A 22,394-nucleotide genomic window follows, 5' to 3' on the forward strand; every position below is an offset into this window, starting at 1 on the left:
TTCGGGCCTGATCCGGTAGGCCCGAGAAATATTTACAAGCAGTCTGGACTGTTTGTTGTTTTCCCGTTACGCTGCGAAGCGTGATCCAGGACACTGCGCCGAACGGTGGTCGCACCCAGGCGCAACGCACAGCCGCGACGCGAGCCAAGCTGCTCGACGCCGCGGTCGACTCGCTCGTCGAGCACGGCTATTCGGGAACCAGCACGCAGGGCATCGCCAAACGTGCCGGAGTCTCGCGAGGCGCCCAACTCCACCACTTCCCGACGAAGGAGAGCCTCGTCGTCGCGGCGGTCGAGCACCTCGTCGACAAGCGGCTGCAGGAGATCCTCGAGACACGACCCGACCCGGAGCACGGCTTCGAAGCGCTCATGGACGCCTTCTCCGGCCCGCTCTTCGCCGCAGCGCTCGAACTGTGGGTCGCGGCGCGGACCGATTCGTCCCTGCACGAGGCGATGATCCCGCTCGAACGCAAGGTGTCGGACGCGCTCCGCACGGGTTGCCTGGAGATCATGGGCGACAGGGTCTCGCCCGAGCACATCGACCTCAGCATCGAAATCGCCCGGGGCTTCGCCGTCTCGGCCCTCATGCGTACCCCCGAATCCGATCGAGAATTCCGGGAGCGCCTGCTCCCGGTCTGGAAGGCGCTGGTGATGAAATGAGTCTCGCACTGCGTCCCGATCACGTGCACACGCTCGTCGTCGGCGCGGGCTTCGGCGGCATCGGTATGACTGCAACACTGTTGCGCGAGAACCCCGACGCCGACGTCCTCGTCCTCGAGCGCGGTGACGACGTCGGCGGAACCTGGCGCGTGAACACCTATCCCGGTGCCGCATGCGATGTTCCGAGCGCGCTGTACTCGTTCTCCTTCGCGCCCGAACCCGATTGGTCGCGAGCGCACGGCACCCAGGAGGAGATCTACGCGTACCTTCGCCGTGTTGCACGTGAGCAGGGCGTGACCGACCGGACGATGTTCGGATGCGAACTGCGCGAGGCCCAGTGGGACGCCGAGCGTGCCGTGTGGCGGATCTCCACCTCCCGCGGCGACCTGACCGCCGACGTGCTCGTCGCCGCGACCGGCGCCCTCTCCACACCCACATACCCGAAGGTTCCCGGCCTGGAGTTGTTCCGCGGCAAGAAGTTCCACTCGGCCGAGTGGGATCACGACCATGACCTCACGGGTGAGCGTGTCGCCGTCATCGGTACCGGAGCGTCTGCCATCCAGTTCGTGCCGGCGATCGTCGACCGCGTCGAACATCTCACGCTGTTCCAGCGCACCGCCTCCTGGGTGATGCCCAAGCACGACCACGTCATCGCGCGGTCGGTCCGCACGCTCTACCGGCGCCTCCCCGTGGCCCAGAAGCTCATGCGCGGATTCGTGTACGGACAGAAGGAGATCTACGTCGTCGGCATGACGAAGTCCTTCGCCCGCAAGTACTTCCTCCCGCTGTTCGAGGTCCGGGCTCGCCGGGTGCTGCGCAAGAGCGTGCGCGATCCCGAACTGCGCAAGCGCCTGACCCCCGATTTCGCGATCACCTGCAAGCGGATCCTGTTGTCCAACGACTGGTTCCCTGCCATCACCCGCCCGAAGGTGGACGTGGTGTCCTCCGGTCTGACGGCGGTCACCGAGAACGGTGTCGTCGACGACAAGGGCACCGAGTATCCGGTCGACACCATCATCTTCGGTACCGGTTTCACGCCGACGGAACCGCCGGTCGCACATCATATCCGCGGTGGCGACGGCCGCACCCTCGCCGAGACGTGGGACGGCAGCCCCTCGGCCTATCTCGGTATCACCGTGCCCGGCTTCCCCAACCTGTTCCTCATGTACGGCCCCAACACCAATCTCGGCCACAGCTCGATCGTGTACATGCTCGAATCCCAGGCCAACTACATCTCCGACGCGCTGCGCACGATGGAGCGTCGCGGAATCTCGGCCGTGGAGGTGCGCGACGACGCGGTGCGCCGCTACACCGCGGAACTCGACCCGGCGTTGAACAACACGGTCTGGAACCAGGGTGGCTGCAGCAGCTGGTACATCGACGAGAAGGGCCGCAACTCCGTGATGTGGCCGACCTTCACGTGGCAGTACCGGGCGAGGACCAAGCAGTTCGACCCGGAGAGCTACACCGAGTACCGCGCGACGGCAGGAGCGAGCGCATGACCCATTACGACGTCCTCGTCATCGGATCCGGATTCGGCGGCAGCGTGGCAGCACTGCGCGCCACGGAGAAGGGATACAAGGTAGGAGTTCTCGAGGCCGGGCGGCGCTTCGAGGACGACGAGCTGCCCGAGACGAGCTGGCGGCTGCGCAAGTACCTGTGGGCTCCGCAGCTGGGGTGCTACGGGGTGCAGCGCATGCACCTGCTGCCCAACGTGCTCGTCATGGCCGGAGCGGGTGTGGGTGGCGGGTCGCTGAACTACGCCAACACCCTGTACAAGCCGCCGACGCCCTTCTTCCGCGACCCGCAGTGGGGTCACATCACCGACTGGGAAGCGGAACTGACCCCGTACTACGACCAGGCGGCACGGATGCTCGGCGTCCGTCCCAATCCCAGCACCACGCCCGCGGACGAGGTGATGCGTCAGGTCGCCGACGAGATGGGTGTCGGCCACACCTACACGACCACCCCGGTCGGTGTGTTCTTCGACGAACCCGGTAAGACGGTGCCCGACCCGTTCTTCGGCGGAGCCGGCCCCGACCGCACCGGCTGCACCGAGTGCGGCAGCTGCATGACGGGTTGCCGTGTGGGAGCGAAGAACACGCTCGTCAAGAACTACCTCTACCTCGCGGAGAAGGCCGGCGCGCACATCCACGCCCTCACGACGGTGACCCGTGTGGTGCCCCGTGCCGGCGGCGGGTACGAGGTCCACACCCGCAGCACCGACGGCATCAGGAAGCGCCGCAAGATCTTCACGGCCGACCAGGTGGTGATCGCGGCCGGTACCTACGGCACGGCGCGCCTGCTGCTCGCGAGCCGCGAAACCGGCGACCTGCCGAACCTGTCGCCGGCTCTCGGCACCGTGGTGCGCACCAACTCCGAGGCGGTGCTCGCCGCGACCGCGCAGGACCGCGTCGTCGACTACACGCAGGGTGTGGCCATCACGTCGTCCTTCCACCCCGACGACCACACCCACATCGAACCGGTGCGGTACGGCAAGGGCAGCAACCTGATCGGCCTGCTGCAGGCGCTGCTCGTCGACGGTGGCACGCGGATGCCGCGACTGCTGAAGTTCTTCGGTGTCGCCGCGAAGAATCCCGCTGCCTTCCTCCGCTCGCTGTCGGTGCGGAACTGGTCGGAGCGCACGGTCATCGCTCTCGTGATGCAGACCGACGACAATTCGCTCGAGCTCGCGACCCGGCGCACGCCGATCGGCCGCGGCCTGACCAGCAAGCAGGGACCGGGCACCCCGCCGCCCGAATGGATCCCGGTGGGCCACGAGGCGGTTCGCCGCGTCGCCGACAAGATCGACGGTGACGCCGGCGGTTCGATCGCCGATCTGTTCAACATCCCGATGACCGCGCACTTCCTCGGCGGGTGCGCGATCGGCGATTCGCCGCGTACCGGCACCGTCGACCCGTACCTGCGGGTCTACGGACACGAGGGTCTGCACGTCGTCGACGGCTCCGCGGTGAGCGCCAACCTCGGCGTGAACCCGTCCCTCACGATCACCGCGCAGGCCGAACGTGCGCTGGCGCTGTGGCCGAACAAGGGGGAGAAGGACAACCGCCCCCCGCTGGGGTCGGCCTACGAACCCGTGCAGCCCGTGCCGCCCGTGCGACCGGCCGTGCCCGTCGAGGCTCCGGCGGCGCTGCGACTGCCCATCACCCCCGTTCGGAAGGAGAGCGCCCGTGCTCTGGACAGTGCCTGAGAGCGAGGACGAACGCACCGACTATCCGGTCTCGCCGCCACCACCCTGGCCGGCCGCCGTGCGGGCCACCCTGTGGTGGCATCGCAGCACCCCGGATGCCGCCCAGTACGGGCCGACCGGCGCGATCCTGCCCATCACGCTCGCGATGATGGTCGACTATCTCGACTCGCCGGTCGGGCCGTACCGCGAGGTGCTGGCCAGCCCGGTGCTGCGTCGCGGCCTGATCCCGGCGATGGCGGTGCCGTTCATCGCCGTCGACTCCGAGCCGTCGGTGCACGGTGGTCGCGAGCACTGGAAGCTGCCGAAGGTGCTCGCGAAGTTCGACGGCGACGTCCTCGGCGACTTCTCCGCGACCGGCGCCCGATGGAGCGTGGCCACCTCGGCCGCGCCGAAGGGTCCGGAACTGCCGATCGCGGGTGGGCTGACCTTCGCCCAGCCGATCCCCGGTGGCGCCGTCGAACGTGCCACCGCCCGGTTGCGGGGGAAGTTCCGCTACGCGCGGGTGACCGTCGCGGCGGAGGGACCGACGCTGAGCCACTGGCTGCGCCCGGGCACCCACCACGGCATCGTCATCACCTCCGGGCGGATGTCCACGGGCGCGTCGCGAGTCGTGTCGCGCATGTAGGTCAGCGCCGCACCGATCCTTTTCTTGACTTATTCCAGAAAAGGGGCATACTTGGTGTCATGCAACAAGGACACGAGCATCACTTCGACCCCAAGGAGCAACTGCGCTCCGTGGGTCTGCGGGTGACCGCTCCCCGCGTTGCCGTACTGAGAACCGTTGCCGAGCATCCGCATTCCGATGCGGATGGAATCGCCGCCCACGTGCGCGACGAACTCGGCTCGGTGTCGACGCAGGCCGTGTACGACGTACTCAAGGCATGCGTGGGGAACGGGTTGCTCCGCCGGATCGAACCGGCCGGATCACCCGCGCGGTACGAAACCCGCATCGGCGACAACCACCACCACCTCGTGTGCCGCGCCTGCGGCACGGTCGTCGACATCGACTGCGTCGTCGGGGCCGCACCCTGCCTGACGCCGTCCGACGACCACGGCTTCGTCATCGACGAAGCAGAGGTCACCTTCTGGGGCCTGTGCCCCGACTGTCGCGCCGACTAGCGCCCACTCGCTTCACCGGTGGTCCGGTCCCTCCGCGGGCCGAACCACCGGCTTCGTGTCCCGAGACCCGGAACACACGTATTCGGAGGTCATCATGACGAATGCCCGTTACACCACGAACAACGTCGGTATCCCCGTCGCCAGCGACAACGAGTCGCTGACCGCGGGTACCCAGGGACCGATCCTGCTCCACGACCACTACCTGGTCGAGAAGCTCGCACACTTCAACCGCGAGCGGGTGCCCGAGCGTGTCGTGCACGCCAAGGGCGCCGGCGCGTTCGGTGAGCTCGTCGTCACCGAGGACGTCTCCGCCTACACGAAGGCGAAGCTGTTCCAGCCGGGCGCGAAAACCGAGATGCTGGCACGCTTCTCGACGGTCGCCGGTGAGCAGGGCAGCCCCGACACCTGGCGCGACCCGCGCGGTTTCGCCCTGAAGTTCTACACCGAGGACGGGAACTACGACCTCGTCGGCAACAACACGCCGATCTTCTTCATCAAGGACCCGATCAAGTTCCCCGACTTCATCCACTCGCAGAAGCGTCTGCCCGGCTCCGGCCTGCGCGACCACACGATGCAGTGGGACTTCTGGACCCTGCGTCCCGAGACGGCACACCAGGTCACCTGGCTGATGGGCGACCGTGGCCTGCCGCGCACGTGGCGCCACATGGACGGCTTCGGTTCGCACACCTACCAGTGGATCAACGCCGACGGTGAGCGCTTCTGGGTGAAGTACCACTTCAAGACCGACCAGGGCATCGAGTTCCTCACCCAGGACGAGGCCGACCGCCTCGCCGGCTCGGATCCCGACTACCACCGCGCCGACCTCTACAAGTCGATCGAGCGCGGCGAGTTCCCGAGCTGGACGCTCCACGTGCAGATCATGCCGGTCGCGGAGGCGGAGAACTACCGGTTCAACCCGTTCGATCTGACCAAGGTGTGGTCGCAGAAGGACTACCCGCTGATCAAGGTCGGCACGATGACCCTGAACCGCAACCCGCGCAACTTCTTCGCGGAGATCGAGCAGGCCGCGTTCGCCCCGTCGAACGTCGTGCCGGGCATCGGTTTCTCGCCCGACAAGATGCTGCTCGGCCGCGTGTTCTCCTACGCCGACGCCCATCGCTACCGCATCGGCGTCAACCACGCACAGCTGCCGGTGAACTCCGCGAAGGCCGCCCGTGTCGACTCCTACAGCAAGGAGGGCAACATGGCCTACACCTTCAACGATCCGCAGACTCCGGTCTACGCACCGAACAGCTTCGGCGGTCCGCACGCCGATCCCGAGCGGGCCGGTGACGAAGGTCTGTGGAACTTCGGAACCGAGGCCGTGCGTGCGGGATACGTGCAGCATCCCGAGGACGACGACTTCGGTCAGGCGGGCACCCTCGTCCGCGACGTGATGGACGACGCGGCACGCGAACGCCTCGTGAACAACATCGTCGGACACGTCCTCGGCGGTACCTCGGAGGCGCTCTACGAGCGGATCTTCGAGTACTGGCGCAATGTCGACGAGGAGCTCGGCAAGCGGGTCGAGGCGGGCGTGCGCGCCGGAGCCTGACCCGTCACCGGGGGAGATGGGGCGGGATCAGAGCAGTCCCCACCAGTAGATCAGGGCTGCCAGCGCCAGCACGATCAGCGTGGTGTCCATGTCGCTCTCCCTCCATCCGACGGCAACAACTCCATCTTCCTCGCAAACGAGGAATTCGGCACAGACGGCAGGGCCGTCCACCTCTTACGGTGGGCGGCCCTGCCGGCGCCTGCCGAACATATCGGCTGTTCGAACACGCGTGTGACAGCTGTGTCGGCTGTGGTTGTTAGGTTGGAGATCCGGGCCGGCGTCGTCACGCGGGGCCGTGTTCGCGCTAGTTCGTCGAAAGGTGTTGTCCGACATGGTGATGGGTCCTACCCATGCAGTATCCGGGGCGCTGGTGGGGCTCGTCGTCGCCGATCTGCTTCCTCCCGACTGGGGTGCACCCGCATCCACCGCGGAGACCTTCGCCTTCGCGGCGGTGTGTTCGGGGGCGGCCCTGCTTCCGGATCTCGACACGGCGCAGTCGACGGTCGCGAGGTCGTTCGGACCCGTGAGCCAGACCTTCGCCAAGGGCATCGACGCGGTCTCGCTCGGCTACTACTCGCTCACCAAGGGCAGCCGCGACCGGAAGCGGCGCGGCGGGCACCGCACCATGACGCACACCGCGCTGTTCGCGGCGCTGCTCGGCGCCGGAGTCTCGGCGCTCGTCGCGAGCTTCGGCAGGGAAGCGATCATCGGGGTCCTGTTCGTCACTCTCGGTCTCGCGCTGCGCGGGCTGTTCGGGTCGTGGGCGAAGAAGCGCGGATGGGTGGTCGTCACCCTGAGCGCGGCGGCACTGTCGATCCTGTCGTGGACGTGGTTCCCGCAGGAGGTCGCGTCCACTGGCCTGGGGGTCGCGGTGGCCCTCGGATGCGCGACGCACTGTCTCGGCGACGCCATCACCAAGGAGGGCATCCCCTTCCTCGCGCCGTTCGTGCCCTGGCGCGGGTCGCGCTGGTGGGAGATCAAGCTGCCGTCGGCGTTGTCCATCCGTGCGGGTGGCCCGTTCGAACTCGGCATCCTCGGTCCGGCCCTCACCGTGGCGGCGGTCGCGATGGCGGTCTGGTCGGTCGACGGCGCGCCCGAACACATCCTCGGCACGTTGGAGGCGTCGGGCCTGTCGTTCTGGAGCGAAGGTGCCGCACACCGGTAGCGGTGCTGGAGAATAAAGGGAACTTGTTCTATTTTTGCGGAGTCCGTGCCCGCAGAACAGAACGGAACCCGCCCTCGTGAGCGTTCGAGCCTCTGGTCCCACCGTCAGTCGTCGCGGTCTTCTCGGAGCAGCCGCAGGAGCAGCTGTCCTTGCAGGCACGGGATGGACGCTCGCGGGTGCGGTACCGCTCGGCGACCCGGCCGCGACGATCCCCGCGCCGCCGGACTTCCCGGCCGACATCCCGCTCTCGCAGCAACAGTTCGTCAACTGGGCGAAGACCATCCGGTTCGACGCGGTGTGGACCGCGACCGCGCGCACCGCCGACGACGTCGTCCGCCTCGCGAACTGGGCACACGCCCACGGCTTCCGGATCCGTCCCCGAGGATCGATGCACAGCTGGAGTCCGCTCACCCTCGAGGCCGGGCAGGACATCGAGAACGTCGTGCTGGTCGACACCATGTCGCAGCTGAACCAGGTCGTCGTCGACGCGGGCGCCGCACCTCCGCGCGTGACGGCCGGCGGTGGCGCGAGCATCGAAGCGATCCTCACCGCGCTCGAAGCCAACGGACTCGGCTGGGCCAACTCGCCCGCCATCGGCGACATCTCCATCGCAGGGGCACTGTCGATCGGTGCCCACGGCGCCACCTATCCGGCAGCGGGGGAGACGGTGATCCCCGGCCAGTCGTTCGGCTCCCTGTCCAATCTCGTCCTGGCCCTGACCGCCGTGGTGTGGAACCCGTCGGCCGGTGCCTACGAACTCCGCGACTTCCGCCGCGCCGACCCGGAGATCGGACCCCTGCTCGCCCACCTCGGACGCACCTTCGTCACCTCGGTGACGCTGCAGGCCGGAGCGAACTACCGGGTGCGCTGCCAGAGCTTCACCGACATCCCGTGGCGCGAACTGTTCGCACCGCCCGGCTCGCCGGGACGCACCTTCGAGCGTTACGTCGAGGAGCACGGGCGGGTCGAGGCGATCTGGTTCCCCTTCACCGAGACGCCCTGGCTCAAGATCTGGTCGGTCTCCCCGGAGAAGCCCGCCGCCTCCCGTGAGGTGCAGGGCCCGTACAACTACTATTTCTCGGACAGCCTGCCCGAGGAACTCACCGACCTGCTCGGCCAGGTCGTGCGCGGTGCCCAGGGCGTCACACCGGCCTTCGGTGCGTCGCAGTTCGGTGCAGTGGCCGCGGGACTCGCAGCGACCGGCACGAGCGATCTGTGGGGTTGGTCCAAGGACCTGCTGTTCTACCTGCGCGCCGCGACCCTGCGCGTGGTCGCCGGTGGCGGTGTCGTCGTGACAAGACGCGACAACATCGCCCGCGTCATCAACGAGTTCACGACGTGGTTGCACGAGCGGATGACGCATTACGCCTCGCTCGGTCAGTACCCGGTGAACATGCCGTTCGAGGTACGTCTGTGCAAGGTCGACGACGCCGACGAGGTGCTCGTCGACGCCGCCGGTGTGCCCGACCTGTCGCCGGTGCGTCCCCGCCCCGACCGGCCCGACTGGGACACCGCGATCTGGATGAACGTGGTCTCGATCCCCGGAACGGCCGGGATGCCGGCCTTCTTCCGCGAGATGGAGCAGTGGATGGCCGCCCACTACTCGGGCGACTATGCAACCTTCCGGTCCGAGTGGTCGAAGGGCTGGGCGTTCGACGATCAGGGCGGCTACCGCGACCCCGATTTCCTCGGGGACACGGTGCCGGCCATGTACCGCACCGGATTGCCGTCCGGGCAGGGCTGGGACGCCGCGCTCGCGGCCTTCGAGCAGTACGACCCGCATCGGGTGTTCAGCAACCGGTTCCTCGACCGCCTGCTGCCCTGATCGTCGACGAACGATGAATCAGTCCTCGTCGGAGTCCATCGGTAACGGTCCCGGCTGCTCCGTCTGCTGGGGAGCGGCGGGAACCCATACCCGTAGCGGCTGCACCACCTCGCCGTAGAAGGCGTCGGCCGACGACGTCACGCTCGTGATGAAGCCGGTCGCGGTACCGGACGAGCGGCGGCTGCCCAGCGGGAACGTCTGCTCGAGAGTGAAGGACACGATGTCGCCGGCGCGACCCTCGGTGAGGACTCGAGGGTCGGTACGCACGGTGTCGAGATGTTCACACGCTTCGTTGCCACGCTCGGAGAACACCGCTTCGAGCTGCACGTTCCCAGGTGCGGTCTTCAACTGCTTGACCAGCCACGACACCCGCTTGCGTGATGTCCCTTCGTCAGGTGCATCGACGGTCGTGCGACAGCGGACCTTGTTGGTACGCAGGTCCGCCGAGACCACGAGATCACCTGCGGTATCCGGAATTCGCAGCACGGCTTCGAAGACTCCGTCGGTCGCGAGGCGGTCGGCGACGTGGGCGTTCCGTGCGTCCGGATCGGTCGCGAAGCGGCGCGGCAGCACATGGGTCACCGGGACGCCGAGTTCTGCGGTGAACCGGAGCGCCAGGTGGCGAGCCAACGCGACCCAGGTGCTCGCAACGGCGAGCGCCTTGGAGTCACCGGCCCGGAGTGTGCCCGCGGTGACGGCGTCGCGAACAGCGACCCAGTGGCGTCCCATATCGACGAATTCCGAGACCCCGCTGCGAGGGTGATCGATATAGCGCAGGAACTCACGCAGGATCCAGTCCTGGAGATCGCTCTCCAGTTCGCCGTGGGACAGCACCATGCGTGCTTCGTGAGCGATCTCCGCCCATGCGATGTGCCGAAGCGAGACCTTGGTGAGCTTGCGCCGGTCCACTGCGACGGGCAGTTCCCCCGCAGACGCGGGAATGTCGTTGGAGATGCTGACGACGACGTCGTACTTCTTGCGACGCGCGACATCGAGGTAGTTCTCGAGCTGTTCACGCTTGAGTTTGCCGTTGCCCGTCTTCACCTCGACCAGGGCCGTCCACCGTCGGTTTCCTCGCGCGACCTTGAGTACCGCATCGGGTACCACCCGCGATTCTCCTCGCTCGTACGGCACCTCCAAGTAACCCTCGAAAGCGCCGGCGGGAGCGCCGAGACGAAGGCACACGGCACGAGCGAACGGGGGCACTGCCTGCATGGTCGCGACGAGCGCGGAAGTCGCTCTACGTTCCTGTTCGTCACCCGCACCGATTCCGGCTACGGAGAAGAGGCGCGCGGGTTGCCAGCTCTCCTGCTCGGCTTGGGAGAAGGTGATCGGCTTCGGCTTCCGGGCAGCTCGTTTGGTCGTACGTACGCCGGACTGCTTTCGTGCGGGAGTGGCGGTCGTCGCGGCAGGAGCGGGCTCGGGAGTCTGCGGAGGAACGGTGATTTCCTCATCTGACGAGACCGAAGTCGTCGAGGGAGGAGTCCGGTCGTCGTCCTCGGTGGCGTCGTCCACCTCCACGCCGTAGTCCTGTGCCAGTCCGGCCAGACCGGATGCCCATCCCTGTCCGATCGCACGGACCTTCCAGACGCTGTCCCGGCGGTAGACCTCGCCGAACACGAATGCGGATTCGGTGTTCGCGTCCGCAGTGATGTACTCGGCCACGGGGCGACCTGTCGGATCCACGACCCGCAGGGTCAGCTTGCCGAGGTCGCCGAAGGTGCCGCCGTAGAGGCTTCCTGCCAAGGCGATCGTGTGTACATCGTCGGGCACCGTCGCGAGATCGATGCTGATACGTGCCTGCGCGCCTTCCTCCGTCGCTCCGTTCCCCAGAAAACGGACGGAACCGTCGGCCGATTCCGGCTGGTTGTAGAAGACGAAATCCGCGTCGGACCTCACCTTGCCCGAATCCGCGAGGAGCAACGCCGAGGCATCGACCTCGGTGTCCGCTTCCGTCCATCCCAGGACGATGTCGACTTGCGAGACGTCTGTCGGAAGCGGCATGTTCTGCCCCTTGACGAGAACCGGGAAATCCATCGGGGCACCTTCGTTCCAGTGTCGGTCGTGCGCGCGATATCGAGCGCTACGGACACATCGAAGGGAACGGCTCCGATGTTTCACGGTGCACGCGAGTAGCTCGTCAGGACCGGGATGCGCCGCAGCAGTCGGCCTGCCTCAGCACCCCGTGTGCGAGAAGGCCCGCATATAGCCGGCGGTCTGGTAGGCATACGCCCACGCCCAGTACGACAGGGCGATGTCGGCAGGGCTGGCGGCCATGATGAGCTCGCCGTCGAAACATCGGTCGAGGATGAAGCGTGCGCGGGAGACGTGCGGCACGAAGGTCACGACGATGACGCTCTCCCAGCCGCGCTGCTCCGCGAGTCGACGCAGTTCCATCGCTTCACCGCGCGTGGTCGGCGGATCCGGCTCGAAGCACGTGACGGGGAATTCGTAACGCGGGTGGTCGCACAGGTCCGTCAACCAGACGTCCTTCGTGCCGTTGGGATTCGACACCACGACCTCGGGTGCGAAGCCTTCGAGTGCGAGTTCGAGCGCGTAGGGATAGCGCTCGTAGATCGCACCGCCGAGGACGAAGATCGCATCGGCCCGGCGATACGGGCTGAGGTTCTCGATCTCGATCTGCGGGGCCACGTAGACGGGCACTCCCGCGGCGACGAACGCGCACGCGACGAGCACGAGGACGGCGAGCCACCGTCGTCGCCGTGGTCGTGGCCTGGTGAGGGTGGAACCTCCGGAGTTCTCCGGCGCGTCCTGCTGGGAGGCCCTGTGTCGTCGCGTCATCCGCTGATTTCCGTTCCCCCCGACCGGAGCCGGAGCGTCTCGCGAGTGCGGTGCCGCGTTTCAGTTTAGGGCATATAAGTCTGTTTTTCAGGCTCAAAACAAACTTGAAGAATCTTTTGCTGATGAACGGTGCTCGCTTTCCTCGCGGGCGCAGATCGAGAGGGCTACTCCGTGAGGCGATGGCGGCGAAGAACGAACCGTCCAAGAGGAACGGGACGGATTGATGTTCGTGAACGATCCGCCATTCGTCGCCCATCGGTCGAGACCGCTCTTGTCACTCGGATTCATCGGAAGTCACGTCGGGACCGAGAATGCAGTCAGGGCACCTTCTCCGTGAGGAGAAAGTGCCCTGACGAGTTCTTCCACGAGTCGGGGTGGCGGGATTCGAACCCACGACCTCTTCGTCCCGAACGAAGCGCGCTACCAAGCTGCGCCACACCCCGTATTGAACCTCGGTCAGCTTACAACACGAGGCCGCAGAAGATTAAATCGGCTGGTCAGCGACGTAACCCGGCGCGCTCGGCCGCATCACCGCTGGCCTGCTGCGCGGTGTCGCGCGAGGCCGGAACGAGGGTGAGCAGAGTGGCCTCCGGACGGCAGAAGAACCGGGCAGGAGCGAACGGCGAGGTGCCGATGCCCGCAGAGACGTGCAGTCGCATGCGGGCACCCCAGCGCGACGCGCCCTTCACCCGCGACCGGTCGATCCCGCAGTTGGTCACCAGCGCGCCGTAGAACGGCAGGCACAGCTGACCGCCGTGGGTGTGGCCCGCGAGGACGAGGTCGTAGCCGTCCTCGGCGAAGCGATCGAGCACCCGCGGCTCGGGGGAGTGCGTCATGCCCAGCCGCAGATCGGCCGAGGGATCGGCCGCGCCGGCGATCGTCTCGTACCGGTCGCGGTCGAGATGCGGGTCGTCGACACCACCGACGGCGATGCGCACGCCGCCGACCTCGATGTCGCGGCGCACGTGCGTCATGTCCTGCCAGCCACGCTCGGTGAACGCCGCACGCAGGTCGCCCCACGGGAGCGGAGGACCGTAGACGCGGTCGTGCTCCTTGTCGAAGTAGGCGAGCGGGTTCTTCAGCACGGGAGCGAAGTAGTCGTTGCTCCCGAAGACGAACAGACCCGGGCGGGCGAGGAGTCCGCCCAGCGCCTGGACGACGGCCGGAACGGCCTTCGGATGCGACAGGTTGTCGCCCGTGTTCACGACGAGGTCGGGCTCGAGGCCGTCGAGCTCGCGCAACCAGTTCTGTTTCAGCTTCTGGTTGGGAGTCATGTGCAGGTCGCTGATGTGCAGGACCCGCAGTGTCGACGCGCCGGGCGCGAGCACCGGCACCGTGACCTCGCGAAGAGTGAACGCGTTCCGTTCGATCAGCGTGGCGTAACCGAGGCCGAGAGCGGCGGCGCCGGCAGCACCGAGGGTTACGCGGCGAATTGCAGACAGGTCAGGCACTTCTCCAGCGTACCGCCGTGCGTGGACCTCGCACGTGGTTCGCCTGCCCCGCGTAGCGTTTCCGGCATGAGCGACACCACATCCTCCCTCGAATCCAGGCTGCGGACGGACCTGACCGCAGCGATGAAGGACAAGGACAAGCTGCGGACCGAGACGCTCCGGATGCTGCTCGCAGCGATCCGGAACAAGGCGGTGTCCGGCAAGGAGGCGCGTGAGCTGTCCGACGACGAGGTGCTCGAGGTCCTCGCGAAGGAGTCGAAGAAGCGCGGCGAGGCCGCCGAGATCTACACCGAGAACGGACGCGGCGAGCTCGCGGCCAAGGAGCACGCCGAGGCGCGGATCATCGACGAGTACCTGCCCACCCCGCTGACCGATGCCGAGCTCGTCGATGTCGTCGACACCGCCCTCGCGCGCGTCGCGGAGGAACTCGGCGCGCGGCCGGGTCCGAAGAACATGGGCCAGGTGATGAAGGCCGCTACCGAGATCGCGGCAGGCAAGGCCGACGGCAAGCGCCTGTCCGCAGCCGTGCGTTCACGCCTGTAACCGAACGGAAGCCCTGCGGCTCAGTTGTCGGGGCGGCTCGGTGTCGTCGTGGGAGTGGACTCCTCCTCCGCCGGCGGACTCGACTCGCTCTGCTCGAGCTCACGTCCCGGGATGGGCGCGGGCGTCGACCGGCGGGTCGTGTCGGGCACCTCGCGGTCGCGCGGGCGGGCCGGGGTGGCGCTCGTGGTGGGAGCCACGCGGACCGATCCGTCGCTGATGAACAGCGTGACCGTCGATCCCGGGACGGCCGAGCCGCTCGGGGACGTACCCGTCACCGTTCCGGCGCGTTCCTCACCGGCGATCGTGGCCTCCGAGACCGAGAATCCGGCGTCCTGCAGTCGCTGCACAGCGCGGTCCTTCGACAGGCCCGTCACGTCCGGAACCTGGGCGTTGCCCGCGCCGCGGACGTACCGGGGATCGGGGGCGGGCAGCTCGATGGAACCGAACTTGTTCGCCACCGGCAGCATCGCCGAGAACCACGTCCGCGCCGGTTCGGTACCGCCGAAGAGGTTGCCGTCGTAGCAGGGGCGGACCGGACCCGAGCAGATCTGGCCGGGGGTGGGGGAGTCGCCGTAGGTGTAGACCACACCGGCGAACCGGTTGGTGAAGCCGAGGAAGGCCGACGACATGTGCGACTCCGTCGTACCGGTCTTCGCCGCGACCGGCAGGTTCCAGCCCACCGACCCCGCGGCACCCGAAGCGGTACCGCCGGCGGAGGTGTCCTTGCTCATCGCCGTCGCGAGGGTGTCGGCGAGGCCGGGCTCGACCACCTGCTCACACGCCTGCTGCGTGATCGGCACGGGCTTGCCCTCGCGGTCGAACACTTCCTCGATCGGGCTGGGCGGGCACCACTTGCCGTGCGAGGCGAGTGTCGCCGCGACGTTCGACAGCTCCAGCGCGTTGATCCACGTCGGGCCGAGCGTGTACGACCCGAGGTGCTGGTCCTTCTGCATCTCGGCCATCGACTGGTCGCCGAAGCCGGAGGTGCGGGGCTGCAGGTACGACCGCAGGCCCAGGCGCACCGACATGTCGACAACCGCGTCGACGCCGGTGGCCTCGATGAGCTTGACGAACGCCGTGTTCGGCGACTGTGCCAGCGCGTCGGTCACCGACAGTCGCGACGGATAGGGGGCGGCGTTCTCGACGCAGTAGTAGTTGGCCGGGCAACCGCGGGCACCGCCGTCGCCCAGACCGCGGGCGTTGTAGCGGGACGGGACGTCGAGCACGGCAGAGGTGCCGAGACCCTGTTCCATGGCGGCGGCGACGGTGAAGATCTTGAAGATCGACCCGGCGCCGTGACCGGCCAGCGAGTAGGGCTGCGGCTGGACCGTCTCCTTGGCCTCGGCGTCGAGACCGAACTTGCGGCTCGACCCCATGGCGAGGACCTTGTGCGAATCCTGGCCCGGCTCGATCACGTTCATCACCGAGGCCACGTCGTCGACGGTGGGGCTGGTGAACCGGTCGAGCGACTCCTTGACGGAGTTCTGGACCTCGGGGTCGAGGGTCGTGCGGATGAGATATCCGCCCCGGTCGATCTGCTCGCGCGACAGGCCGGAGTTCTCGAGGTACTGCAGCGCGTACTCGCAGAAGTAGCCGCGGTCGTCGGCGGCGATGCAGCCGCGGGGGAGCGTGTTGGGCTCGGGCAGCACGCCGAGCGGCAGTTCCTTCGCAGCGCGGATCTCGTCGGCGCGCTCCGGAATGTTGTCGATCATCGTGTCGAGCACGATGTTGCGACGGGCGAGCACACCGTCGGGATTGGTGTACGGGTTCAGCGCCGAGCTGGACTGCACCATGCCCGCGAGCATCGCGGCTTGCGGGATGTTCAGGTCCTTCGCGTCGATGCCGAAGTAGGTCTGGGCGGCGTCCTGGATGCCGAACGACCCGTTGCCGAAGGGGACGAGGTTCAGATAGCGGGTGAGGATCTCGTCCTTGGTGAGCTGATCGTCGAGGGTCAGCGCCATGCGGATCTCACGGATCTTGCGGGCCGGCGTCGTCTCGATCGCCGCGCGGCGTTCGGCGTCGGTCTTCGCGATCACGTGCAGCAGGTAGTTCTTGACGTACTGCTGGTCGATCGTGGAGGCGCCCTGCTCGACCTGACCGCTCGTGGTGTTGGTGAGGAACGCGCGGATCGTGCCCTGCCAGTCGACGCCCTGGTGCTCGGGGAACCGCTTGTCCTCGATCGAGACGATCGCCAGCTTCATCTCGTTGGAGATCTGGTCGCTGGGCACCTCGAAGCGACGCTGGTCGTAGAGCCACGCGATCGGCTCGCCCGCCTTGTCGACCATGGTCGTCACGGCTGGGACGACACCTTCGACGAGCTCTGCGGAACTGTTGTCGACGGTGTCCGCGGCGCGGTTCGAGACGTACCCGAATCCACCCGCTGCGGGGAAGAGCATCCCTGCTACGAGAACGCCGCCGAGGGCCGTGCAACCAGCGAGCTTCGCCACCGTTCTTCGGATCGACACGCCTACACACTACGTGGCGGGGGACCGGCCGGCCGTTTCCAGGGAGCGGGCGTGGCACGACGGGCGCTGTGAAAACGCCTCCGACGTGCAACTTTGTACGTACGTACCAGAAAAGGTTTCGTTCGCCTTGCGCGTGGGCATCAGTTTACCTAGATTGAGACATCAGTGTGACGCAGATAACACCTTGACGGGCAGGTTTCGCGCCGTCGCGGCACACGGGCGGCGCAGACCTCGAACACCGCGAACCGGCGTTCGGAAAGTAAAGGGGCAACTGAATGCACATGACCACCCCGACGACCCGACTCGACGTCGATCAGGCCGAAGCGCGCATCGCTTGGGTCTCCAAGGCTCGCTGCCGCGAAGTCGATCCCGATGAACTGTTCGTGCGTGGCGCAGCACAGCGCAAGGCTGCGGTGATCTGCCGGCACTGCCCGGTGATGCTCGAGTGCGGGGCGGACGCCCTCGACAACCGTGTCGAGTTCGGCGTGTGGGGAGGCATGACGGAGCGGCAGCGTCGTGCTCTCCTCAAGCAGCATCCCGAGGTCGAGTCCTGGGCCGATTTCTTCCAGGCGCAGCGACAGCACCAGAGCGCGGTCTAGTCACCACCTCACCGGTACGAACCGCCGAGATCATGACCCGCGAGACATCACGCCTCGCGGGTCAATTGCTCACCCACCGCCCGCAGCGCCTCGAGATCCGAGACCTCGAAGGGCAGCGAGGGCACCCCGACCACGGGGACGGCGGGATTCGCCGCGGTGAAGTTGCGTAGCAACCGCAGCTCCCGCTTGGCGATCACGGCCCGGTGCGCGTGGATGCGGAGAACGGCCTCCGCGGCCTTCGCGTCCACGCCCTCCTCCTCGGCGAGCTGGTCCGCTGCGGCAAGGGCGTGATCGGACGGCAGCGCCGACAGTGTCGGATGGGTGCGGTTGAGCACCAGGCCCGACAGCGGCATGCGATCGCCCGAGAGTCGCTCGACGAAGAACGACGCCTCGCGCAGCGCATCGGGTTCGGGTGCCGCGACCACCATGAAATGGGTTCCCGGCTGCTGCAGCAACCGGTAGGTGCGGTTGGCGCGCTCGCGGAAGCCCCCGAACATCGAGTCCAGCGACTGCACGAAGGCCGACGCGTCCGACAGCATCTGGCTCCCGACGATCGTCGAGACCGCCTTGAGCGCGAGCCCCATCGCGCCGGTCACCAGGCGGCCGAAGCCACGCCCGGGTGCAGTGAAGATCCGGATCATCCGGCCGTCGAGGAAGGCTCCGAGTCGCTGGGGAGCGTCGAGGAAGTCGAGCGCGTTCCGGGACGGCGGGGTGTCGACGATGATGAGATCCCACTCGTCGCTCTGCGCGAGCTGACCGAGCTTCTCCATCGCCATGTACTCCTGCGTGCCGGAGAAGGACGACGCCACGGTCTGATAGAAGGGGTTGTCGAGGATCTGCTGCGCCTTCTCCGGCGTCGAGTGCTCGAGCACCATGTCGTCGAAGGTGCGACGCATGTTGAGCATCATCGCGTGCAGCTCGCCCTTCGCCTCCGGCCCGAGCTCCACCTTCTGCGGGGAGTTGTCGAGCGAGGCGACCCCGAGGGCCTGCGCCAGTCGCCGCGCCGGGTCGATCGTGAGCACCACGACGCTGCGGCCCCGCTCGGCCGCGCGCAACGCGAGCGCCGCGGCGGTGGTCGTCTTGCCGACACCTCCCGATCCGCAGCACACGATCACCCGGGACGAGCGGTCGTCCAGGATGCGGCCGACGTCGAGGGCCTTCCGGATCGGTGCGCTCATCGGACACCCTGCTCGGCGAGGGCGTCGGCGAGTTCGTAGAGGCCACCGAGATCGACACCGTCGGCCAGGGCCGGTAGGGACATGCGTGCCACCTTCACTTCGTCGAGTTGAGCGGCGCTCACCTGTTGCGCCTGGAGTACCGCGGCGTGCTCGATGGTCTCGGTCAGCAGGCCGGCGAAATCGTCGTCGGACAGCTTGATGGACACCTTCTCCAGGGTCGTCCGGACCGCGGGCCCCGCGATGCGGCCGGCGGCGACGTCGTCGACGAGTTCCTCGGGCAGGTGTTCGGGGGCGGTGCGGTTGACGATCACCGTGCCCATCCGGAGATCGGCGGCCTCGAGTTCGTCCACCGCGTCGGCCGTCTCCTGCACCGGCAGAGCCTCGAGCAGGGTCACCAGGTGGACCACGGTCTGGTCGGAGTGCAGCAGCCGGACCACGCCCTCGCTCTGCGACCGGATCGGACCGGACTTCGCGAGATCGGCCATGGCCTTGGTGACGTCGAGGAAGCTGCCGATGCGGCCGGTAGGCGGGGAATCGACGACGACCGCGTCGTAGACGGGGGTACCCGACGCGTCGGTCCGCACCACCGTCTCCTTGATCTTGCCGGTGAGGATCACGTCGCGCAGACCCGGCGCGAGCGTGGTCACGAACTCGATCGCCCCCATCCGTCGCATCGCGCGACCTGCGAATCCGAGGTTGTAGAACATGTCGAGGTATTCGAGGAAGGCCGCCTCGATGTCGATCGCGAGAGCCGACACCTCCCCGCCACCCGGCGCGGTCGCGATCTTCGTCTCGACCGGCGGGAGCGGCGGCACGTCGAACAGCTGCGCGATGCCCTGACGTCCCTCGGTCTCGACGAGCAGGACCTTGCGACCTCCGGCGGCGAGCGCCAGCGCGAGCGCCGCGGCCACGGTGGACTTCCCGGTGCCACCCTTGCCGGACACGAAGTGCAGTCGCGCCTGGGCGGCGCCTGCCGGCCATTCGCCGGAATGTGATGTCGGAGATGCCACGATCACGAGCCTATAAGTCGTGGACGGTGAACGGTGCCGGATAGGGTCAGGACATGAGTGAAACCACCACATGGGAATACGCAACCGTGCCGCTGCTCACGCACGCGACCAAGCAGATCCTCGACCAGTGGGGTGCCGACGGCTGGGAGCTCGTCACCGTCCTGCCCGGCCCCACCGGTGAGCAGCACGTCGCCTACCTCAAGCGTCCGAAGGGCTGACCCGTGTCGCACAACACCTGGAGCGCACGCCTGACCGAACTCGGCATCACCCTGCCGCCGGTCGCCGCCCCGGTGGCGGCCTACGTGCCCGCCGTCCGCAACGGCGACGTCGTCTACACCTCCGGTCAGCTGCCGCTGGTCGACGGGAAGCTGACGCACACCGGCAAGGTGGGTGCCGAAGTGTCGGCGGAGGAGGCGAAGACCGCGGCCCGCACCGCCGCGCTCAACGCGCTCGCCGCCGTTGATGCTCTCGTCGGACTCGACAACATCGCGAGCGTCGTGAAGGTCGTCGGCTTCGTGGCGTCCGCCGAGGGCTTCACCGGTCAGCCCGGCGTCATCAACGGCGCGTCGGAACTGCTCGGGGAGATCTTCGGTGAGGTCGGTGCGCATGCCCGCTCGGCCGTCGGCGTCGCCGAACTGCCCCTCGGCGCTCCCGTCGAGGTCGAGCTGATGGTGGAAGTACGCTGACGCCACCCTCCCCGACCGAGGGCGGCTCCCGACGGACCCGACACGAGAGGCACAAGTGATGGCGCTGGTCCACCCCGCCTACGCGCAGTTGCGGCAGGTCACCGAGAACGCCGCGGTGATCCTGGCCGAGAACCCCTCGATCATGTCCCTCGAGGGAACGAACACCTGGATCCTCCGGGCGCCCGGCAGCGACGAGTGCGTCGTGGTCGATCCGGGTCCCCTCGACGAAGGGCATCTCGAGCGGATCGCGCAGGTGCCGGTGGCGGCGACCCTCATCAGTCACCGCCACTTCGACCACACCGAGGGTGCCGAGCGTTTCTCGCAGCTCGCGGAATGCCCGGTGCACGCGGTGCTGCCGGAACACCGCCACGGCGGTGGGCAGCAACTGTCCGACGGCGACGTCGTCGAGGCGGCGGGTCTGCGCATCCGGGTCGTCGCGACCCCGGGGCACACCGCCGACTCGCTGTCGTTCGTGATCGAACAGGACCGCAGTGTGCTCACTGCCGACACCATCCTCGGCCGCGGTACGACCGTGCTCGACGACTCCGACGGCGACCTCGGCGACTACCTGCGGTCGCTGAGGTCGCTCATCGGACTCGGCGGCGGCTACACGGTGCTGCCCGGGCACGGCCCCGAGCTGCCCGACCTCGAGACGATCGCGCGGGAGTACCTCGCACACCGGGAAGGCCGGCTCGAGCAGGTGCGCGGTGCACTGCGAACCCTCGGCACCGACGCCTCCGCGCGGCAGGTCGTCGAGCACGTCTACGCCGACGTCGACCCCTCGCTGTGGGGTGCGGCGGAGAAGTCGGTCAACGTGCAGCTGGAGTACCTGCGCAGCCACAGCTGAACCGGAGCAACCACGGCCGGCTGAGGTGAGACACACGAAAGGCCGGGACGCAGAGCGTCCCGGCCTTTCGGCGATCCGTGGGTCAGCGAGCGCGACGCGCCAGACGCTCCGAGTCGGAGATCAGCACGCTCTTGCCCTCGAGACGCAGCCAGCCGCGGTGCGCGAAGTCGGCGAGGGCCTTGTTCACGGTCTCGCGGGACGCGCCGACGAGCTGCGCGATCTCTTCCTGCGTCAGGTCGTGCGTGACACGCAGGGCGCCGGCCTCCTGGGTGCCGAAACGCTGAGCGAGCTGCAGCAGCGCCTTGGCGACACGACCGGGGACGTCGGTGAAGATCAGGTCGGCGAGGCTGTTGTTGGTGCGACGCAGACGACGGGCCAGCACGCGGAGGAGCTGCTCGGCGATCTCGGGGCGCTGGTCGATCCATGCCTTGAGCGCGTCGCGGTCCATGCTCACGGCACGCACCTCGGTGACGGTGGTGGCGGTGGAGGTGCGTGGACCCGGGTCGAAGATCGACAGCTCGCCGAACATGTCGGACGGGCCCATGATCGTCAGGAGGTTCTCGCGGCCGTCGGGCGAGCGACGCCCGAGCTTCACCTTGCCGGAGACGATGATGTACAGCCGGTCGCCGGGTTCACCCTCGTTGAAGATGACATGGCCGCGCGGGAAATCTACAGGCTGAAGCTCTTTGATCAGCGCCGCAACCGCCGAGGGCTCGACTCCTTGGAAGATGCCTGCTCTGGCCAGGACCTCGTCCACGTGCGCTCCTTTTGGGAATGATTCGTCATCTACTGCCGGGTCTGCACGTCGACGGACTTCCCGGGCAGGTCACCTGTCAGGCGTACGAGCGCCCAGTCTATCGTGCGCGCTGCACGAGTGAGTGACCGATACCACGGAAGCGGTCGACGAAACCGATCATCGGCACTTCGAGGCTACCGGCAGGTAGTCGTTCAGCTGGCGCGGCGCGCGCGGAGATGGTCGTCCGAATCATCCGCTCCGTCGGCGCTCGGTCCGCGGCGCCGGCGACGCTGGAAGCGGGCCAGGGCCCCGGGGAAACCTTCCCGAGCGAGTGCCGCGACATCGGCCTGGTCCGCCTTGTCGAGGAACTCCTCCACTTCCTGCTCACGGACGGACAACCGACTCAAGCGCGCTTCGACACGTTCCATGGACAGTGCGAACAACATGAGCAGCACCGGGAAGAGGACGACAGCAAGAGCTTGCATACCCGGAAGTAAACACCGGAAAGATCTCGGAAGAGACACGGGGCCGGATCCTGGGGAG

At 67.6% G+C, this 22,394-nt stretch carries 21 protein-coding genes and 1 tRNA gene; 13 read left to right on the forward strand and 9 right to left on the reverse strand.

The window, feature by feature from the left end:
- Positions 1 to 80 precede the first annotated feature (80 nt).
- The 8 genes from AC6CID_RS17645 (at position 81) to AC6CID_RS17680 (ending at position 9,534) form a co-directional block, all read left to right on the forward strand.
- Complete coding sequence (locus AC6CID_RS17645; RefSeq protein WP_159416888.1) at positions 81 to 659, forward strand: TetR/AcrR family transcriptional regulator; 579 nt, start codon at positions 81 to 83, stop codon at positions 657 to 659.
- Positions 656 to 2,161, forward strand: a complete 1,506-nt coding sequence (locus tag AC6CID_RS17650) for a flavin-containing monooxygenase (RefSeq protein WP_498354256.1) — start codon at positions 656 to 658, stop codon at positions 2,159 to 2,161. Before AC6CID_RS17645 ends, AC6CID_RS17650 begins: the two co-directional genes overlap by 4 nt.
- The gene (locus AC6CID_RS17655) at positions 2,158 to 3,870 is read left to right on the forward strand and encodes an FAD-dependent oxidoreductase (RefSeq protein ID WP_192378616.1); all 1,713 of its coding nucleotides are present in this window, start codon (positions 2,158 to 2,160) and stop codon (positions 3,868 to 3,870) included. The genes AC6CID_RS17650 and AC6CID_RS17655 overlap by 4 nt, the downstream gene beginning before the upstream one ends.
- Complete coding sequence (locus AC6CID_RS17660; protein ID WP_455409454.1) at positions 3,863 to 4,495, forward strand: hypothetical protein; 633 nt, start codon at positions 3,863 to 3,865, stop codon at positions 4,493 to 4,495. The genes AC6CID_RS17655 and AC6CID_RS17660 overlap by 8 nt, the downstream gene beginning before the upstream one ends.
- Before the next feature lie 59 nt (positions 4,496 to 4,554).
- On the forward strand, positions 4,555 to 4,989 hold the full coding sequence (locus AC6CID_RS17665; protein WP_024102806.1) for a Fur family transcriptional regulator: 435 nt from the start codon (positions 4,555 to 4,557) through the stop codon (positions 4,987 to 4,989).
- Between the two features lie 94 nt (positions 4,990 to 5,083).
- Entirely contained in the window at positions 5,084 to 6,544 is a 1,461-nt protein-coding gene (locus AC6CID_RS17670) for a catalase (RefSeq protein WP_498354257.1), read from the forward strand.
- A gap of 331 nt (positions 6,545 to 6,875) precedes the next feature.
- Positions 6,876 to 7,709 (forward strand): metal-dependent hydrolase, encoded by an 834-nt coding sequence (locus AC6CID_RS17675; RefSeq protein ID WP_230792513.1) that lies wholly within the window; start codon positions 6,876 to 6,878, stop codon positions 7,707 to 7,709.
- Positions 7,710 to 7,785: 76 nt separating this feature from the next.
- Positions 7,786 to 9,534 carry a cholesterol oxidase substrate-binding domain-containing protein gene (locus tag AC6CID_RS17680; RefSeq protein WP_498354258.1) on the forward strand — a complete coding sequence of 583 codons (1,749 nt, stop codon included), beginning with the start codon at positions 7,786 to 7,788 and terminating at the stop codon, positions 9,532 to 9,534.
- 18 nt (positions 9,535 to 9,552) lie between these two features.
- Here the strand turns inward: AC6CID_RS17680 and AC6CID_RS17685 are convergent, their stop codons facing one another.
- From AC6CID_RS17685 to AC6CID_RS17700, 4 genes are all read right to left on the reverse strand, one after another.
- On the reverse strand, positions 9,553 to 11,571 hold the full coding sequence (locus AC6CID_RS17685; protein ID WP_498354259.1) for a TerD family protein: 2,019 nt from the start codon (positions 11,569 to 11,571) through the stop codon (positions 9,553 to 9,555).
- Between the two features lie 138 nt (positions 11,572 to 11,709).
- Complete coding sequence (locus tag AC6CID_RS17690) at positions 11,710 to 12,231, reverse strand: YdcF family protein (protein ID WP_498354265.1); 522 nt, start codon at positions 12,229 to 12,231, stop codon at positions 11,710 to 11,712.
- Between the two features lie 474 nt (positions 12,232 to 12,705).
- Positions 12,706 to 12,779 (reverse strand) — tRNA-Pro (locus AC6CID_RS17695).
- 54 nt (positions 12,780 to 12,833) lie between these two features.
- Positions 12,834 to 13,787, reverse strand: a complete 954-nt coding sequence (locus AC6CID_RS17700; protein ID WP_120281213.1) for a metallophosphoesterase — start codon at positions 13,785 to 13,787, stop codon at positions 12,834 to 12,836.
- Between the two features lie 66 nt (positions 13,788 to 13,853).
- Here AC6CID_RS17700 and AC6CID_RS17705 point away from each other — a divergent pair, with 66 nt between their 5' ends.
- A complete protein-coding gene (locus tag AC6CID_RS17705) occupies positions 13,854 to 14,330 on the forward strand; it encodes a GatB/YqeY domain-containing protein (RefSeq protein WP_120281214.1) in 477 nt (158 codons plus the stop codon).
- A gap of 20 nt (positions 14,331 to 14,350) precedes the next feature.
- On the opposite strand, the gene AC6CID_RS17710 is transcribed toward AC6CID_RS17705, so the two are convergent.
- Positions 14,351 to 16,777 carry a penicillin-binding protein gene (locus AC6CID_RS17710; RefSeq protein ID WP_120281215.1) on the reverse strand — a complete coding sequence of 809 codons (2,427 nt, stop codon included), beginning with the start codon at positions 16,775 to 16,777 and terminating at the stop codon, positions 14,351 to 14,353.
- 293 nt (positions 16,778 to 17,070) lie between these two features.
- Between AC6CID_RS17710 and AC6CID_RS17715 the strand changes: the two genes are divergently transcribed.
- Positions 17,071 to 17,394: a WhiB family transcriptional regulator gene (locus AC6CID_RS17715; RefSeq protein ID WP_006552432.1), complete on the forward strand. Its 324-nt coding sequence runs from the start codon at positions 17,071 to 17,073 to the stop codon at positions 17,392 to 17,394.
- A 47-nt stretch (positions 17,395 to 17,441) separates the two neighbouring features.
- Here the strand turns inward: AC6CID_RS17715 and bagB are convergent, their stop codons facing one another.
- Positions 17,442 to 18,572 carry an ATPase BagB gene (bagB, locus tag AC6CID_RS17720; protein ID WP_060653845.1) on the reverse strand — a complete coding sequence of 377 codons (1,131 nt, stop codon included), beginning with the start codon at positions 18,570 to 18,572 and terminating at the stop codon, positions 17,442 to 17,444.
- A complete protein-coding gene (bagA, locus tag AC6CID_RS17725; protein WP_372474249.1) occupies positions 18,569 to 19,585 on the reverse strand; it encodes an ATPase BagA in 1,017 nt (338 codons plus the stop codon). The genes bagB and bagA overlap by 4 nt, the downstream gene beginning before the upstream one ends.
- Positions 19,586 to 19,635: 50 nt before the next feature.
- Between bagA and sp36 the strand changes: the two genes are divergently transcribed.
- From sp36 to AC6CID_RS17740, 3 genes are read left to right on the forward strand one after another with little or no spacing between them, the layout of a single operon-like run.
- Positions 19,636 to 19,800, forward strand: a complete 165-nt coding sequence (sp36, locus tag AC6CID_RS17730; RefSeq protein ID WP_006552429.1) for a Sp36 family protein — start codon at positions 19,636 to 19,638, stop codon at positions 19,798 to 19,800.
- Between the two features lie 3 nt (positions 19,801 to 19,803).
- Positions 19,804 to 20,268, forward strand: a complete 465-nt coding sequence (locus tag AC6CID_RS17735) for a RidA family protein (RefSeq protein WP_159416880.1) — start codon at positions 19,804 to 19,806, stop codon at positions 20,266 to 20,268.
- Between the two features lie 58 nt (positions 20,269 to 20,326).
- Complete coding sequence (locus AC6CID_RS17740; RefSeq protein WP_120281217.1) at positions 20,327 to 21,115, forward strand: MBL fold metallo-hydrolase; 789 nt, start codon at positions 20,327 to 20,329, stop codon at positions 21,113 to 21,115.
- 82 nt (positions 21,116 to 21,197) lie between these two features.
- On the opposite strand, the gene AC6CID_RS17745 is transcribed toward AC6CID_RS17740, so the two are convergent.
- Positions 21,198 to 21,872 (reverse strand): Crp/Fnr family transcriptional regulator, encoded by a 675-nt coding sequence (locus AC6CID_RS17745; protein ID WP_006552426.1) that lies wholly within the window; start codon positions 21,870 to 21,872, stop codon positions 21,198 to 21,200.
- 191 nt (positions 21,873 to 22,063) lie between these two features.
- Entirely contained in the window at positions 22,064 to 22,336 is a 273-nt protein-coding gene (locus tag AC6CID_RS17750; protein WP_183070632.1) for a hypothetical protein, read from the reverse strand.
- Positions 22,337 to 22,394: the final 58 nt, after the last annotated feature.

This window comes from Rhodococcus sp. GQ147 (genome assembly GCF_059759155.1).

Coding starts and splice junctions, on each gene's coding strand:
- AC6CID_RS17650 (WP_498354256.1), top strand. CDS start 656: ATGAGTCTCGCACTGCGTCCCGATCACGTGCACACGCTCGTCGTCGGC.
- sp36 (WP_006552429.1), top strand. CDS start 19,636: ATGAGTGAAACCACCACATGGGAATACGCAACCGTGCCGCTGCTCACG.
- bagB (WP_060653845.1), bottom strand. CDS start 18,572: ATGAGCGCACCGATCCGGAAGGCCCTCGACGTCGGCCGCATCCTGGAC.
- AC6CID_RS17750 (WP_183070632.1), bottom strand. CDS start 22,336: ATGCAAGCTCTTGCTGTCGTCCTCTTCCCGGTGCTGCTCATGTTGTTC.
- AC6CID_RS17715 (WP_006552432.1), top strand. CDS start 17,071: ATGCACATGACCACCCCGACGACCCGACTCGACGTCGATCAGGCCGAA.
- AC6CID_RS17705 (WP_120281214.1), top strand. CDS start 13,854: ATGAGCGACACCACATCCTCCCTCGAATCCAGGCTGCGGACGGACCTG.
- AC6CID_RS17665 (WP_024102806.1), top strand. CDS start 4,555: ATGCAACAAGGACACGAGCATCACTTCGACCCCAAGGAGCAACTGCGC.
- AC6CID_RS17655 (WP_192378616.1), top strand. CDS start 2,158: ATGACCCATTACGACGTCCTCGTCATCGGATCCGGATTCGGCGGCAGC.
- AC6CID_RS17675 (WP_230792513.1), top strand. CDS start 6,876: ATGGTGATGGGTCCTACCCATGCAGTATCCGGGGCGCTGGTGGGGCTC.
- AC6CID_RS17670 (WP_498354257.1), top strand. CDS start 5,084: ATGACGAATGCCCGTTACACCACGAACAACGTCGGTATCCCCGTCGCC.
- AC6CID_RS17740 (WP_120281217.1), top strand. CDS start 20,327: ATGGCGCTGGTCCACCCCGCCTACGCGCAGTTGCGGCAGGTCACCGAG.
- AC6CID_RS17685 (WP_498354259.1), bottom strand. CDS start 11,571: ATGGATTTCCCGGTTCTCGTCAAGGGGCAGAACATGCCGCTTCCGACA.